Raw genomic sequence first — 15,993 nt, forward strand, 5'->3', positions numbered from 1 at the left:
AGGAACTTTACATTTGCGAAAGGGAAAAGCGCGGGGTTAAAACGCGACGTCAACAATCAGCGTATCGGTGTAGGTGCCGGCGGGTGGCGTGGCCTGATTGGTCAGGACCTTAGCGGTATAGTTGTAGGTTCGCAGCAACCCGTCGCTACTGACCTGGGACGACGTCGCGCTGGACCAGCGTTCGGCACCGCTGCCGCCCCAGCGGTTACCGCTGGCTTCTTTATAGATGTCGTAGCTCAGGGCGTTACTGCCGCTCACCATACGCCGCACGTTGTTCAGCGCGTTGGCACCATTATTAATGCCAATGGTGTAGGTGCTGCCTTTGGTACAGGTCACGGCAATAGCCTGCGAAACGTTGGGAAAACTTTGCACCAGCGGTGCGCTGTTAAAGTTTACGTCCGGCGTGGTCATGGCGCTGCAGTCGTTGGTGACGGTCATGTTAAGCAGAATACTGGTCGTTGCGGTTCCCGACTGGGGAGATGTACACAGGCTTCCCAGACCGACGGCGCAGACGTTGTAGTTGATGCTGAAGGTCAGCAGCACCTGATAAGGCCCGGCAGTCACGTTTTGTCCGGGGATGGTGCGAAAATAGAGCGGTATGTTGTACCGTTTTGACCCGAGTAGCCCCAGCAGTGTGTTCCCACTCCAGGTATACGAATTACTTATCTGCACCTCGCTGCTGCTCGCGCAGCCCGATAATCCGCACAGCCGGGTGGGGATCACGTCCGTGATGGCCGCGTTATCCGTGCGTTTCATGGTGGCGCGGCTGTTGCCCGATACCGACGCTGCGGTGTAGTTCAGGGTCACCGAGTCGTTGGTCAGCACATTGAGCACGGCGTCACACGCCACCACCAGCGTGCCGGTGGTTTCCACTTCCCCGTTTCCGCTCAACGCAAACGACGTGACGCTGCCAAACGACGCATTGACCGTACTGACGGTGCACGCCGCCCAGCCGCCGCCGGAGAAAAGCAACAGCAACAGCAGCAGCAGGCGCGTCATGGCCCCTCCCGACAAACCAGCGGACCGTAGGTTTGCAGCTTGTGCTCCGGATTGGCCCCCACGGTCAGGGTCGCCGTGCAGCGTTTTCCGGCAGGGGTGATCACCTCAAGCGGGTTCACATCGCTGAGGTTCTCCAGCCACGCGATGCCGTCATACCCCACCACCGCATTGCTGCGCGAGGCACGTCGGACCTGGCTTCCCACCGGGATCGCCTGCCCCTGCGCATCGTGCAGAATGACGCTTGCCACCCGCTCCTGCTCCATCGGGAAGTCCACCAGATAGCCGCTGTGACGACGAATGGCGATCCGCCGCTCAGTCTCCTTCAGCCGGGTATCCGCCGGCAGATTCAGCGTATCGATCCGGTAGCTTGCCGGATAGTACGCCGACACCCCGCTGACCAGCAGGTAGCCGTTGTTATTCGTTTTGCCGACGGGCTGGTTTTCATAGCTGACGGGCACGTCCGGATGGCCGTCGGTGCTGATCACCACAAACGCATCGTTGATTTTGTTCGCCGCGAACAGCTCGCCGTCCATCAGGACAATGGCGCCCATCGCCTCGCCCCACCAGGTCATGGTGTCCCTCTCGCCATAGCCACCGCCCTGCAGTTCGATATTGTTATTGCGCCAGCCCAGCGTACCCTGCTGATAATCACTGGATTTTGACTGGTTGGCCCAGGCCATGTTCCAGCTAAACCCGCCGTCAGAAGGCATAGAGTGGTTGTAGTTAATGCGCTGCGAGCTGCCTGCATCCGGGGTGTTTTCGAAGGTGACGGCAGCGCTGTCGCGTTCCCCCAGCGGCACCTGCAGCGACAGCGCGACCGTCCAGTCCCCACGCTGCTGGTCCCGACTGCCGGCCAGGTAAATACTGCTTGCCCCCCAGAGATTGCGGCTCCAGGAGAGATTCAGCAGTTCCGTTTTCTGGCTGTCAAAGCTTTCCACGCCGATCCAGGCCGCGCCAATATTGCCGTACTGCCCCAGATTGAAGGTCAGAGAATACTGGTCCGTATTGCGGCTAAAGCTGGCGATGGGTCTGTCATTTTCGTCATATACCGTCGGTTGGTCATAGAGAGCGAGATTGCCAAAGCCGCGATCGCGACGGGTGTGCTGGGTCGCGACGCTAAACTCGCTGGTGCTGTACTGATAGCCCCAGCTGATTTGCCCGCCGTCGTCCCCGCGCATGCGGCTTTGTGAGTAAGAGGAATTCACCACGCCAAACTGGCCGAGCTTTATCACCGTCCCCGCCCCGCCCAGCGCCAGCTCTTCTGCCCCTTCCGCGTGGCCCTCCAGCGTCAGCCAGTCCGTCATCCCGTAGCGATACGAGCCGCTGCCTGCCGCAGGGCCGTAGTCAAAATTCCTGATGCCGTAATTCCGGCGCAGGCTGCCGAGCGTCACGGCCCCGTCGCTCAGCCCTGTTTTAAGCAAATCACTGGTGACATAAAACGGGAGCGTGGTGCTCACCTGGCGTCCCAGCGCATCGGTGGTGACCAGCACCGCATCCCCCGCCCCGTTGATATAGGGCAGATTGGTCAGAGTGAAGGGGCCCGGCTGAAGCTGAGTTGAGCCGGACCGATAGCCGTTGATAAAGAGATCCACCGAGGTGGGGACCGCGGCCTCCCCCGAAAATTCGGGCAGCGGCCATGTCACCAGGTCCGGGCGCAGGGAGAAATCGCGTCCGTAGCTGATACCGCCCATCCGCACGCTGGAGGTCCAGCTCAGGGCATCGCTGATAACGTCTCCGGCGCTCCAGGTGGTCGCGTCATCCTCATTCGTTATCAGCAGCGTGGTGTCATAGCGAACATACCCTTCCTGCTGACCGTCGTTTCCGGTGAAATTTTTCCGGGCGTACCCGGTGGTGGAAAACGAGCCGTTCTCGTCGAAGTAGCGGAGTTCATGCCAGAGCGACGCCTGGCCGCCAGTATGCTCCGTGTGGTTGGTGTAGAGATCGTAATTCAACAGCGCGCCACGCCCGTAGTGCGGTTTGGACTGCGCCGTTTGCGCGCTAAAGGGTGTCACCCGGGCGGCGATCCAGTCCCGGGGAAGGGTCAGCAGCAGGCGCTGCGCGGCGCTGTCGTACTCCACACGAACCTGGCTCAGTGAGGAGAGATTCACCTCTCCGGCGGGCACATGCTCCTGGGGCAGCCCGGCGCGCAGCAAATCGGCGCTGGAAATAAAGAAAGCGCCGTTGCGCTGCGTCACGGGGACCACCAGACCGGTGTCATAGTGGTTGAGCACGAGGGCAAGCTGAAAGACCGCTTCATCATTTACCGCCTGTGCCTGGGGAGGCGGCGGCAAACTGTCGTCGCCGGGTTCGCCCCAGGCTGTGGTACTGACGCAAAGCAGCATCATCATTGCCGGCTTCAGTTGACGGGCGTCGACTGCCATTGTGCGTCCCTGGCATTAATCTGCGCGCTCATCCGGTCTGGCTGACGAACGCCAGCGGGTATCGGCCAGCTACGGGTACTGCCCGGCAGGACGTATCCCAGTAATCCCTCCGCTACGGTGCGTTTTTGCCCCCCCTGCACCAGCGACACCTGGCTAAGCCTGACGTGCACATCCCCCTGATTACGCACCTGTAATGCAGGTTGTCCTCCCTCCTGCGTCACCCGCCAGCTCAGGTTTCGGGTCTCCACCAGCGCGTGATGCGCTCCCTCTTTCAGGGTCGGGATCCCCTGTCCGTAAACAAACAGCGGAATGGAGTAACGCATCTGTAATTTGAGGCCGATGGCGGGTGCAGCTTTGGCGTCAGGCTGCGGGATTTCATCCACGATAATGCGGTACGCCTGTTCAACGCCTGCAGGAACCGCGCCCTGTTTAATAAGACGAATCAGCTGCTTATTACCTTTCTGGATGGTGACAATGGGCGGGCTGGCGACCACGTCCTGCTGCGCGCTGTAGCGTTCGTATCCGCCCTCCTGCTTCCAGCGCACAATCCGCACCTGCATGGTCGTTGCGCTGTTCCCCTGGTTCTGGATCCACAACTCCGTGGCGTTAGCATCGGCGGCAAGCCAGGGATCGATGGGCCAGAGCAGAATGGTGGCCGCCGCCTGCGCCTGTCCGGCCGCCGCGACGCATGACAACACACCCGCCAGACACATATGCCTGATAATTGGCTTCATTGCCTCTCTCCCTTTATTACCATGACAAGGTCACGGTGAGCTGATCGGAATAGGTTCCTGCCGGGCTAAACCCGGTCAATAGCGCCACGCCAAAAAGGGGCAGCGCGATGTTATTGCTGTTGGTATAGGTCACCGGTATCGCCTGGTTAACGCCGATTTCGCTGTTCGCGGCCAGCGAACTGCTGCTGTACAGCCGGTACGGGACCATTTCCGTCCCGTTCGTACGTTTCATTCGGCGAACGGATGAATAATTCTGACCGCCATTAATACTCATAGTCAGCGCCACGCCCGGTGTGCAGGCGATGGACAAGGCCCCGTTTGGTACAAAGCTGGTGCTCACCGGCGCACTTTCCACGCCGTTATGGGTGCCAAAATCCAGCGTACCGAGAATTCCCCCGCTGCCGGTAGCCACTGCGCATCCCGGTACAATGGTCGCGCTGACCTTAAAGGATTGCGATGTTACCGCCCCCGCAGTGGGGAGCAGCAACAACCCGACGATTAGCGCGAAAAAAGGCTGCACGTGTCCCTCTGCGCTTTTGCGCAGACCTATAAAAAGTGCCTTCATGGCAGTGCAGATCTAATAGGTCACGCTGACGTTAATCGTGTCGGTATAGGTGCCCGGTACCACCGTAACGCTGTTACCGCCGCCGGTAATACGTCCGTAGAGGGTGTAACTGTCAACGCCCCCCGCCGTGGACGCGATCGGCAACGCGGCGTTATTAGCTACCACCGTGTTGAATCCGCTGTCGCTGTACAGGCTGTAAGCCACCCCCTGCGCCGTATTGGTCGTGTTTACCAGATAGCGCGCGGGCGTTCCCGGCGAGCCGACAACGGTGCCAGGTGCCGTGGAGTTGGTGTTGCCGGTGATCGCCACCGAATAGCTGGCGGTCGTGCATTGAATGGTGAAGGTATTTCCGCCGCTGGCGCCGGTTAGCTGCGTGGTCAGAGTGGAAAACGTTGCGGGATGGGTGCCGAAATCAAGTATCCCGAAGTTAATGCCGCTTTGGGCGGGCGATCCGTTAATCAGACAACCGTTTGTTAGCGTCAGCGTGGCGCCAATGGTGCCGTTGCTGGTGACGGCCAGGGCCTGATGGGCCGTTGTCGCAGTCAGCAACGTGCCTGCGCAGATCAAAAGGAGTTTTCTTTTCATTTACCACCCTCCAGAAGACGTCTCTGTTCCCTTGCGACATTTTATTTTTAACGTTCAAGATGTTAGCCCCGCTAAACCTTCCTCTGAGGGGGTTATTGAGAATTTAGTTTACGGATATCGCTTCGACCACCCGACGTGGGGCAGGCAAAACCCATGCCCTGACCGGATCATATGTAGATATAAAACAATGGGTTAAATAATAATAAAGGAATATTCCTGCACTTTGACTGAGGATATATCCATAAAAGTGTGATTAGCATCACAATATATCGTTCAGGCATTAACAACAAAATTAATAAAAATTAAAAAGGAGTTGTATCCCCCTACGCTTTGCGTCAATTTATGTGCCGAATAATTTCCCGCGTCGCAATAAAAAATTTATATGTATCGGCGCGGGCTACAACCGAAGCGCATAGAGGGTCTTTTTTCGTGGCAAGTGCAAACAAACTCACACTCTTCATCGTGATATTCATGCTGGCGGGTATTCTTTCAGGGGCGGCAATTCACGAGTACGCATCTGCGGATGCCATCAAAGCCTGGTCGGATAATATTACCCTTCTGACCGATATTTTCCTCCGTCTGATCAAAATGGTTATTGCGCCGCTGGTCTTCAGCACGCTTACCGTGGGCATTATGAAGCTGGGAGAAACCTCCACCATTGGCCGCGTGGGCGGCAAAGCGATGGTGTGGTTTATCAGCTCATCCGTGCTCTCCATTCTGGTCGGACTGTTTATCGTCACGCTGGAGCGTCCGGGAAGCGGTCTGAACCTGACGGTCCCAACCGAGGCGGTAGATACAGGCCTGGCCGTGGGCGGGATGACGCTGAAAGCGTTCCTGTCTCACACCATTCCAACCAGTATCGCAGGGGCGATGTCGAACAATGAGATCCTGCAGATTGTGGTGTTCTCGATGTTCTTCGGCATTGGTGGCGCGTCGCTGGGGCAGAAATTCAACGCGCCGCTGGTGGCCGCGCTGGATGTGGTTTCCCATATCATGCTGAAGGTAACGGGTTACGTGATGTACGTTGCGCCGCTGGCCATCTTTGCGGCGATCTCCTCCGTCATTGCCACGCAGGGTCTTGGCATCCTGTTAAACTACGCCTCCTTTATTGGCGGCTACTACGTTGCCATTCTTCTCACCTGCATGGTGCTGCTGGCCGTGGGTTACATGGTGCTTAAAAAAGAGGTATTTCGCCTGGTCAGCATGCTGAAAGATCCGGTACTGGTCGCATTCACTACCAGCAGTTCTGAAGCAGCCTACCCTAAAACGCTGGAGCAGCTGGAGCGCTTTGGCTGCTCGCGCAATATCGCCTCTTTCGTTCTGCCAATTGGCTACTCCTTCAACCTGGTGGGGTCGATGGTGTACTGCTCTTTCGCCTCGATGTTCATCGCTCAGGCGTACAACATTCACCTGAGTTTCTCTGAGGTGACGGTGCTGATGCTGACCCTGATGCTGGCGTCGAAAGGGATTGCGGGCGTACCGCGTTCTTCGCTGGTGGTGCTGGCAGCGACCATTCCGAGCTTTAATATTCCTGTGGCGGGGATCCTGCTGCTGATGGGAATCGACCACTTCCTGGATATGGGGCGTTCCGCGATTAACGTGCTGGGGAATGGTATTGCGACCGCGATGCTGTCTCAGAATGAAGGTGCGCGGGAAGCGGAAGCTGAGCTGGTAAAGCAGGAAGCGTAATGGCATGAAAAAGGGTGAGGCCTGATGCCCTCACCCCGGCCCTCTCCCACAAGGAGAGGGAGCAAACACAAAAAACGGCAACCCGGTTGCCGTTTTGCATTTACCTACGCTACATGATTCGCCGCGATATCCAGCAGCGCCATCTCTTCGCTGTTCAGCAGCTTCTCAATGTTCACCAGAATCAGCATACGCTCGCCGAGCGCGCCCAGACCGGTCAGGTATTCGGTCGACAGCGTGACCGCAAATTCCGGCGCAGGGCGGATTTGGTCAGACGTCAGGGAGAGGACGTCAGATACGCCATCCACCACGATACCCACCACGCGCTGCCCCAGGTTGAGGACGATCACCACGGTGTTGTCATTGTAGTCAACGTCGCCCTGGCTGAACTTCACGCGCAGATCGACGATTGGCACAATCACGCCGCGCAGGTTGGTGACGCCTTTAATAAACGCAGGCGTGTTCGCGATGCGGGTAACCTGGTCGTAACCGCGAATTTCCTGCACTTTCAGGATATCGATGCCGTACTCCTCATCGCCCAAAGTGAAGACCAGGAATTCCTGCCCTGATGGCTCGCCCGCCAGTTTCGTTACATTACTCATACCGGTCATGTTATTACCTTCTACTTAATCAGGCGGCTGTGTACGCCACACGTTGTTCACGATTTAATCCCTGAAGCGCCGACACGTCGACGATCAGCGCCACGCTACCATCCCCCAGGATGGTGGCAGCAGAAATACCCGGCACCTTGCGGTAGTTGCTTTCGAGGTTCTTCACCACCACCTGGTGCTGACCAATCAGCTGATCGACCAGCAGCGCGTAGCGGCGGCCCGCGCTTTGCAGGATCACCACGATACCCTGCGTGGCCTCGGTCTTCGCCCCGTCCACTTCGAACACTTTCCACAGCTCGACCAGCGGCAGGTACTCACCGCGCACCTCAAGCACGCGCTCGCCGCCCGCCAGCGGATGCAGATCTTCCTCACGCGGCTGCAGGGATTCCATCACCGCATTCAGCGGCAGAATGAAAACTTCGTCCGCCACTTTCACCGACATACCGTCGAGGATCGCCAGCGTCAGCGGCAGCAGAATACGGATGGTGGTGCCGGAACCCTGTTTAGACTGGATCTCAACGTGGCCGCCCATCTCCTGGATGTTACGCTTCACCACGTCCATGCCGACGCCGCGCCCGGAAACGTCCGTCACCTGCTCGGCGGTCGAGAAGCCCGGCGCGAAGATGAGCATGCCCACCTCTTCGTCGGTCATGTTTTCATTCACCGCCATCCCCTGCGAAATGGCCTTCGCCAGGATGCGCTCGCGGTTAAGACCGGCACCGTCGTCGGTCACTTCGATGCAGATGTTCCCGCCCTGATGTTCCGCTGAGAGGATCAGGTTCCCGACCGGGGATTTCCCGGCGGCAATGCGGTTTTCCGGCAGTTCGATACCGTGGTCCAGGCTGTTACGCACCAGGTGCGTTAACGGGTCGATGATGCGCTCGATCAGGCTCTTATCCAGCTCCGTTGAGCTGCCCATCAGGGTCAGTTCAATCTGCTTATTCAGCTTGCTGGCGAGGTCGCGCACCAGGCGCGGGAATCGGCTGAAGACATATTCCATCGGCATCATGCGGATGGACATGACCGATTCCTGCAGATCGCGGGCGTTACGCTGCAGCTGGCCCATGCTGGTGATCAGATCGCCATGCGTGACCGGGTCCAGTTCATTGGAGCGCTGCGCCAGCATGGACTGGGTGATTACCAGTTCGCCAACCAGGTTAATCAGCTGATCGACCTTCTCAACGGCAACGCGAATGCTGGTGGACTCGCTGGAGCGCGCGGCCGGTTTTTCAGCGCGGCCAGGTGCTGCGGTCTCTTTTGGCACAGCCTTCAACGCCGGTGCCGCAGACGCAACAGCCGGTGCCGCAGCCTGGGCAACGACGGCAACCTCTTCTGCTGCAGCCGGCGCTTCTGCCGCGGGGGTTTCCGTTTCGAAAGCAATCTGGTCGGCTTCAATCACAAAGCACAGCACCGCCACGATATCGTCCTGACTGATACCGTCATCGAGGGTCGCCGCGAGGCTGTCTTTGCCTTTCACCACATTGCTTAACTTCGCCAGGTTGCCCAGCTCTTCTTCCAGCAGGTTAACTTCGCTCTCTTTCAGGCGTGACAGCACAACGCGCAGTTTGCCCGCTTGCGCAGCGGGCGCGGCCTCTTCAGCAGCAACCGCATCAACAACGCTCAGTTTTGCCGCAGGGACAACGGCTGCAGCGACCTCACCTTTTGCTTCCAGGGCGAGCTGGCGCAGCGCATTGCAGATGTATTCAAAGCTGGCGGCATCAGGCTCTGCCGAACTTTTATAGGCGTCGAGCTGTTCCTGCATAATATCTTTGGTTTCCAAAAACAGGTTGATAATGTCGGTATTGAGCTGCATCTCACCGCGTCGTGCTTCATCGAGCAGGTTTTCCATTAAATGGGTCGTTTCCTGCAGGATGGTAAATCCAAACGTTCCGGCTCCGCCTTTAATGGAATGCGCCGCGCGGAAGATGGCATTGAGCTGCTCGGAGTCCGGTGCTTCGGGCACCAGATCGAGCAAATGTTGCTCCATATCCGCCAACAATTCGTCGGCTTCATCAAAGAATGTCTGATAAAAATCGCTAATATCCATGCTCACGCTATCACCTCGGATTGGCTGGTGGCGATGTTGGAACGGCAGCCGCAGGGACGGCCCCAGGCTGTTTTAAATCGTCCAGTGACTCATTCTGACTTTCGGCGTTTTCATGCAGGATGGCCTGCTCCGCCTGCTGGTTCAGCACTAAAAGACTGATACGACGGTTGATGGCGTCATCCGGCCCGCGGTCGGAGACGCGCATGGTTGCTGCCATGCCGACCACGCGCAGTACCTTGCCATCATCAAGCCCACCTGCCACCAGCTCGCGACGCGAGGCGTTGGCACGATCGGCAGAAAGCTCCCAGTTGCTGTATCCCTTCTCCCCACTGGCGTACGGGAAATCATCCGTGTGGCCCGACAGGCTGATTCGGTTAGGAATACCGTTCAGCACCGGGGCAATAGCGCGCAGAATATCGCGCATGTAAGGTTCAACTTCCGCACTCCCGGTTTTAAACATCGGGCGGTTCTGGCTGTCGATAATCTGAATGCGCAGCCCTTCCTGGACCAGATCGATTTTCAGGTGCGGACGCAGCGCGCGCAGTTTGGGATCCGCTTCAATCAGCTGATCGAGATCGCCACGCAGCTTTTTCAGGCGCGCCTGCTCCATCTTTCGTTTCAGCTCGTCGATGTTCGGCTCTTTTTTCACCTCACCCTTCTGCTGGGTGTAATCATCGCCGCCGCCAGGAATGGGGCTTTCGCTGTTAGAGATACGCTGCCCACCGGTCACTGCCGTCGCCAGCGGGGTACGGAAATATTCAGCAATCTGGATAAGCTCTTTCGGGCTGGAGATGGAGATCAGCCACATCACCAGAAAGAACGCCATCATTGCGGTCATAAAGTCGGCGTACGCGATTTTCCAGGAGCCGTGGGAACCATGTCCGCCGCCCTTGTGCTTGCGTTTTTTTACGATGACGATCGGATGGGACTGGTTTTTCATGCGTCCTCAGTTGTCGTCTGTTGGTTTGGGTTTTTCACCGCGCGCACGTGTTCTTCAAGCTCGATAAACGACGGACGCTCGCTGGAGTAAAGCGTTTTACGGCCAAATTCAACCGCGATCGGTGGCGCGTAACCGTTGAGGTTAGAGAGCAGCGTGATCTTCACGCACTGCATCATTTTGGTGGTTTCCGCGCTCTTCTGGCGCAGCACGCTTGCCAGCGGAGAGATAAAACCGTAAGCCAGCAAAATACCGAGGAAGGTACCCACCATCGCATGGGCAATCAGCGCGCCCAGTTCGGCCGCCGGGCGATCCGCTGAGGCCAGGGCGTGTACTACCCCCATGACCGCCGCCACGATACCAAACGCCGGAAGGGAGTCGCCCACCAGCGCCAGGCTGTTGGCCGGCACTTCTGATTCGCTTTCGTGGGTTTCGATCTCTTCGTCCATCAGCGCTTCGATTTCGAAGGTGTTCATATTGCCGCTGATGATGAGTCGCAGATAGTCGACGATGAAATCCAGCATCATGGCGTCCGCCAGAATGCGCGGATAGCTTGCAAAAATCTCGCTCTCTTTCGGATTTTCAATATCCCGTTCGAGCGAGAACATTCCCTGCTGTCGCGACTTCGCCATCAGGCGATAGAGCAGCGCCAGCAGATCCATATACATGCTTTTGGTGTATTTCGAGCGACGGAACAGCAATGGAATTGCTTTCAACGTGCCCTTGATCGATTTACCGTTGTTACCAACGATAAAAGCCCCTACCCCTGCGCCGCCGATGATAATAAGTTCAGCCGGTTGATAGAGTGCTCCAAGGTGCCCGCCGGTCATCATGTAACCGCCGAAAACTGTACCGAGAACTACCAGGTAACCTAATAAGATAAGCACGACATCATCCTTCCGCTAGTGACTATGGCAAGGACGTCCAGTTCGCAGCGTTTACCGTTTGCGGGGTAAAAAAAAGCAGCGGTAATTGCTTACCGCTGCTGGAATCTTGCCCACACGTTCGGGTTAAACAGCTTGTTCGATCTGTTCATCCAGCAGTTGTGGAATAATATCGGCAGCATCCCGGGAAAGTTTACGTCTTTTTACTGCGCGGGATGGCGGCTGACATAAACTACAGGCGAAGCTGCCTGCAGGCTGATGAGCATGGGTAATAAAATTGCCATCGCAGCAATTGCAGCGCGACAGTTCAAGCATTCCGCTCTCAACAAAACGCACCAGCGTCCATGCGCGGGTCAGCGCCAGCAGAGGGCCTTCTTCCTGCTGTGGGCATTGTTCAAGGTAAAGTTTGTACGCTTTGATCACGGCGTCTACGCCGCTACACAAACCGGTTTTGAGAAGATACTGCCAGGCATTACAGAACATGGAGGCGTGGATATTCTGCTCCCAGGTCATAAACCAGTCCGTAGAAAACGGCAGCATGCCTTTCGGCGGGGGACTACCACGTAACTCTTTATACAGTTTGATGAGGCGACCACGGCTCAGCTGAGTCTCGCTTTCCAGCATTTGTAAACGAGCACCCAGCGTAATCAGCTCCATGGCCAGCTGTATGTCACGCGCTTCCTGAACAATGCTTTTTTCGCTCATTGCTAGGCCCTTTTCTTACGGGCTGCGTCATCAGGCTGGCTGATGTCGCTAAGCAAGCGAGTGGAGAGCAGAATACCGGTATGGATCTGTTGGAGATCGTCAACGCGGGATTCCTGCGTCAGACGCGTTATCGTCTGCGGATTATCAAAACGGAACTGGCACACCAGTTGATTCGTTTCCGCCAGTTTTACCATCTGTGGGAGGGTTAACCCACCCAGCATGGTTGCCATTTCTTCGTTAATACCCAGACGAAACATCGCGGACGCTTTGTCCTGACTAATTAAACGCTGCGCGAGCAGTAAATATGACAAATTGATGTCATAGATATGTTTTAGCAACTCGGATGTATGCATTGTTCCCATCCCGAATAACCAACTATTATTTTTATGCGGAAAGACCGCACCCCGTGATGTCGCCGGGAAATCACCCGGTATAAAAAAGAAAAGGCTAAATGCATAGTTGAATCTAGGTTTGTATTCATCGAAACGCGCAAGGGATGCAACAGGGTTACATCTCTGACACGGTTTATCATTTCTTACAAATAACTAAGATTTTTCCTAATTCGACGCAAACTCTACTCGTCAGATTTGCCACATACAATGCAGGCACCCTCAAATTTAAAAAAAATGTGATCCACGTCACATAATTTAAGCGAATACACCCCATAAATCCATCAGTATGACTTCTAATTTGCTCATTTTTTGCTCAATCAGCACTGTTTTGTATTCTTAATCGACGAATACTCATGCATAAGCGTGAGCAAAAGTGGCATGCAACGTGCTTTTACCATTACGTGCAGCATCAGCAATCGTTTACATCCCATATGTTTCAGGGACACATTTTGATTACCTCTATAAAACATATAGTTATGCATAGCGGCCGAAAAAATTGTTTCTGCGCGTAATCATTTGAAATGCGTTTATAACTTGTTAAAACCATTTGATAGCGAAAGCGCAGATTTGTGTGACTTACGTTAAGTTGTTAATTTTTTTCATTTAGGCTCGTTTTTTAGTTATTCTTCTTATAAGAATAATTAATGAATAATTATGATTAGCTTCACACTAATGTCGTATTCAACTCTTGCGGAACCAGGAAATTCGCGGTAATGGTGATGTAACGCTGCCTGTCAGACATCTTAAGGAGTGCGCCATGAGTTACTCCCATCTTCTTGTTTCTGTTGCTGTTTCCCCCGAAAGCCACCAGCTTGTCGCCCGGGCCGTTTCGATCGCCAGGCCCCATAATGCGCGCATCAGCCTTATCACCCTTGAGGCCGAACCCGAGATGTACAATCAGCTGGCGGCCCCCATGCTGGAAGATATTCGTGAGGTATTGCAGGAAGAAACACAGCAGTTTCTGCGAGAGCTTGTCGAAAAAGCAGATTACCCTGTACATGAAACCGTTATTGCGACGGGGGAACTGAATGCCCATATTCTTGATATGTGCCGCAAGCAGAATATTGATTTAGTGATTTGCGGGAACCATAACCACAGCTTTATATCGCGGGCTACCTGTGCGGCAAAATCTATTATCGCCTCAAGCGAGGTAGACGTGCTGTTAGTACCGCTTGGAGGGGCTTAACCCCCCCAGAGGAAAATCAGGCGAGTTTAGGGAAAGTCGCGATCTTTTTTTGCAGATCGCCTTCATGACTTTGCGGGGTTATTTCGCGTAGATCCTCAATAAAACGCGCCTGCCAGTGATTAATATCGTTTTTACGGATCGTCTCCATCATTTCGGCATGGCGGGAAATTCGCTCCGTCAGCGGCATTGTCAGGGCGCGGTTGAGGGCGTTAGCCACATCATCCCGATCGTAAGGGTTTACGAGCAGCGCAGAGGTCAGTTCGTTCGCAGCCCCGGCAAACTGGGAAAGCACCAGCACGCCCGGATCCGCAGGGTCCTGAGCCGCCACATACTCTTTTGCCACCAGGTTCATCCCGTCACGCAGCGGCGTGACCAGCCCCACGTCCGCGTAGCGGAAGACCTTCATCAGGATCTTACGGTCAAAATGCTGATTCAGATAAAAGAGCGGCGTCCAGCCCAGCTGGCCGTAGCGCCCGTTGATGCGCCCCGCTTCTGTCTCCAGTTGATGACGGATATCCTGGTAGGCCTGGACTTCCCCGCGCGACGTTGGCGCGATCTGGGTATAGCGGATTTTACCGTGGTGTTGGGGGTATTTATCCAGCAGCGTTTCATAGGCCAGGAAGCGTTCCGGCAGCCCTTTGGAATAATCCAGACGCTCTACCGAGAAGATATTCTTCACATGCTTGAGTTCATTCTTAAGCTGCGCCAGCTTCGGCGGCAGCGGGCCGGAAGCCTGTTCCGCAATTTCGTCGGGTTCAATCCCTATTGGATACACTTCGGTATGGAAGGTTTTCCCCCACGCCGTATGGCTTTTACCGCCCCTGGTGACCAGACGCGCTTTGCCTGATACGGAGTCCAGAAACGCGAGACGGTCATTTTCGGTCTGGAAGCCCAGCAGGTCATAATCACACAGCGCCTCCAGCAGCTCTTCATGCGGCGGCAGCGCGGTGAAAATCTCCGGCGTCGGGAAAGGAATATGCAGGAAGAAGCCAATCCGGTTATTGACTCCCCTTTTACGCAGCTCCCGGGCGAAGGGCAGCAGGTGATAATCGTGGATCCATAAAATATCGTCTTCTTCTATTAAAGGCAGCAGTTTATCCGCCAGCAGTGCGTTTACGCGCGAATAGCCCTCGAAGGACTCACGCTGGAATTTCACCAGGTCAAGACGATAGTGAAACGCAGGCCACAGGACGGCGTTGGAGAACTGCGAGTAATACTCGTCATAGTCTTTCTCCTTTAACGCAAATGATGCCCACGTAATGTTCCCGCGCGTCACCTTTTTAAGCGGTTTCTCTTGTTCATTGATTTCACCACTCCAGCCAAACCACAGCCCGCCAGCGGCTTTTAAGGCACCTAATACCCCTACCGCCAGGCCACCTGCACTGGCTTTTTTATCATCAGGCGGTGCAATTCGGTTAGAGACGACGACTAAGCGACCCATAATGGTTTCCCCCTTTGTTTTGCGCTATTTGTTGTTGTTGCTGGTTAGCGATATCAGAAATCCACTGCCAGACACCGGCGACATTCGCCAGACGCCATTCAGCGACAGTGTCACCAGGCCCCACCTTAACGGCGATCCCTCCGGCCTGTTTTACCACGCGAAACCCGGCCTCATCGGTCAGGTCATCGCCAAAAAATACCGGTGTACGTCCCTTAAATGGCGGTTCCGCCATAAACGCCGCAATAGCAGCGCCCTTATTAATGCCCTCAGGTTTTATCTCAACGACGCATTTCCCCGGCTGCAGCGCAAGCTGCGGGTGTGCATCGGCCACGCTGCGGGCAATCGCAAAGATCGCCGCTTCGTGATGCGGAGCCTGCCGATAGTGCAAGGCGAACGCCATGCCTTTCGCTTCCAGTTCCGTGCCCGGGAGCGATGCCAGCGCTAAGGAGAGTTCAGTCTGTAACGCCTGAATTAAGGTATCGGGGAGTGATACAACATGCAGTTGATCATGGATATCGCGGCGCTCCGCTCCGTGTACACCGGCTAGCGGAAAGTGGTAAGGACTGGCGAGCACGTCCAGCTCGGCCATTGAGCGCCCTGAAATCAATGCCAATGCGCCCTCGTTCAGTCGAGAGAGCTGCTGCAAATTCTCTAACACCGTATCCGGTACGACCACGTCGTCAGGATGCGGCTGGATCCCGGCGAGCGTCCCGTCGAGGTCAAAAAAGAAAGCATATTTTCCGGGCAGTACAGGCGGTGCGGTTAACAAGTCAGCCACCCTAATCCTCCTTACGGTTTACGAGAGGTAAACGCCTTTACCTCTTTCATAGCCATGTAAGT

Annotated in this window: 15 protein-coding genes; 2 read left to right on the plus strand and 13 right to left on the minus strand. The window is 55.7% G+C overall.

All coding sequences use genetic code 11. From position 1 onward, the window contains the following. Positions 1-36: 36 nt before the first annotated feature. Genes HBM95_13850 through HBM95_13870 form a run of 5 tightly spaced genes read right to left on the minus strand, consistent with a single transcriptional unit; the run spans position 37 to position 5,264 of the window. Positions 37-999 (minus strand): spore coat protein U domain-containing protein, encoded by a 963-nt coding sequence (locus HBM95_13850; GenBank protein NIH44013.1) that lies wholly within the window; start codon positions 997-999, stop codon positions 37-39. Further along, positions 996-3,380, minus strand: coding sequence for a fimbrial biogenesis outer membrane usher protein (locus HBM95_13855; protein NIH44014.1), 2,385 nt, complete (start codon positions 3,378-3,380; stop codon positions 996-998). Before HBM95_13855 ends, HBM95_13850 begins: the two co-directional genes overlap by 4 nt. After that, positions 3,356-4,114, minus strand: a complete 759-nt coding sequence (locus HBM95_13860; protein NIH44015.1) for a molecular chaperone — start codon at positions 4,112-4,114, stop codon at positions 3,356-3,358. Before HBM95_13860 ends, HBM95_13855 begins: the two co-directional genes overlap by 25 nt. 16 nt (positions 4,115-4,130) lie before the next feature. After that, positions 4,131-4,679: a spore coat protein U domain-containing protein gene (locus HBM95_13865; GenBank protein NIH44016.1), complete on the minus strand. Its 549-nt coding sequence runs from the start codon at positions 4,677-4,679 to the stop codon at positions 4,131-4,133. A 12-nt stretch (positions 4,680-4,691) separates the two neighbouring features. Next, on the minus strand, positions 4,692-5,264 hold the full coding sequence (locus tag HBM95_13870; GenBank protein NIH44017.1) for a fimbrial major subunit CsuA/B family protein: 573 nt from the start codon (positions 5,262-5,264) through the stop codon (positions 4,692-4,694). A gap of 429 nt (positions 5,265-5,693) precedes the next feature. Here HBM95_13870 and HBM95_13875 point away from each other — a divergent pair, with 429 nt between their 5' ends. Next, positions 5,694-6,953: a dicarboxylate/amino acid:cation symporter gene (locus HBM95_13875; GenBank protein ID NIH44018.1), complete on the plus strand. Its 1,260-nt coding sequence runs from the start codon at positions 5,694-5,696 to the stop codon at positions 6,951-6,953. A 104-nt stretch (positions 6,954-7,057) separates the two neighbouring features. Here the strand turns inward: HBM95_13875 and cheW are convergent, their stop codons facing one another. The 6 genes from cheW to flhD all read right to left on the minus strand — a co-directional run bounded on the left by cheW (position 7,058) and on the right by flhD (position 12,496). Continuing rightward, positions 7,058-7,561, minus strand: a complete 504-nt coding sequence (gene cheW / locus HBM95_13880; protein NIH44019.1) for a chemotaxis protein CheW — start codon at positions 7,559-7,561, stop codon at positions 7,058-7,060. Positions 7,562-7,580: 19 nt separating this feature from the next. Further along, positions 7,581-9,614 carry a chemotaxis protein CheA gene (gene cheA, locus HBM95_13885; GenBank protein ID NIH44020.1) on the minus strand — a complete coding sequence of 678 codons (2,034 nt, stop codon included), beginning with the start codon at positions 9,612-9,614 and terminating at the stop codon, positions 7,581-7,583. Positions 9,615-9,618: 4 nt separating this feature from the next. Beyond that, positions 9,619-10,548 (minus strand): flagellar motor protein MotB, encoded by a 930-nt coding sequence (gene motB, locus HBM95_13890; protein NIH44021.1) that lies wholly within the window; start codon positions 10,546-10,548, stop codon positions 9,619-9,621. Beyond that, positions 10,545-11,432 carry a flagellar motor stator protein MotA gene (gene motA / locus HBM95_13895; GenBank protein ID NIH44022.1) on the minus strand — a complete coding sequence of 296 codons (888 nt, stop codon included), beginning with the start codon at positions 11,430-11,432 and terminating at the stop codon, positions 10,545-10,547. Before motA ends, motB begins: the two co-directional genes overlap by 4 nt. Positions 11,433-11,555: 123 nt before the next feature. Beyond that, on the minus strand, positions 11,556-12,134 hold the full coding sequence (flhC, locus tag HBM95_13900; protein ID NIH44023.1) for a flagellar transcriptional regulator FlhC: 579 nt from the start codon (positions 12,132-12,134) through the stop codon (positions 11,556-11,558). Between the two features lie 2 nt (positions 12,135-12,136). Continuing rightward, entirely contained in the window at positions 12,137-12,496 is a 360-nt protein-coding gene (flhD, locus tag HBM95_13905) for a flagellar transcriptional regulator FlhD (protein NIH44024.1), read from the minus strand. Between the two features lie 787 nt (positions 12,497-13,283). Here flhD and uspC point away from each other — a divergent pair. After that, complete coding sequence (uspC, locus tag HBM95_13910; GenBank protein ID NIH44025.1) at positions 13,284-13,712, plus strand: universal stress protein UspC; 429 nt, start codon at positions 13,284-13,286, stop codon at positions 13,710-13,712. Positions 13,713-13,728: 16 nt separating this feature from the next. Here uspC and otsA read toward each other — a convergent pair whose 3' ends face one another. Together otsA and otsB are read right to left on the minus strand one after the other, a co-directional pair. Next, positions 13,729-15,153 carry an alpha,alpha-trehalose-phosphate synthase gene (gene otsA / locus HBM95_13915; GenBank protein ID NIH44026.1) on the minus strand — a complete coding sequence of 475 codons (1,425 nt, stop codon included), beginning with the start codon at positions 15,151-15,153 and terminating at the stop codon, positions 13,729-13,731. Further along, a complete protein-coding gene (gene otsB, locus HBM95_13920) occupies positions 15,128-15,931 on the minus strand; it encodes a trehalose-phosphatase (GenBank protein ID NIH44027.1) in 804 nt (267 codons plus the stop codon). The genes otsA and otsB overlap by 26 nt, the downstream gene beginning before the upstream one ends. Between the last annotated feature and the right edge of the window lie 62 nt (positions 15,932-15,993).

The sequence above is a fragment of the Enterobacter asburiae genome (assembly GCA_011754535.1).
Classification (GTDB): domain Bacteria; phylum Pseudomonadota; class Gammaproteobacteria; order Enterobacterales; family Enterobacteriaceae; genus Enterobacter; species Enterobacter cloacae_N.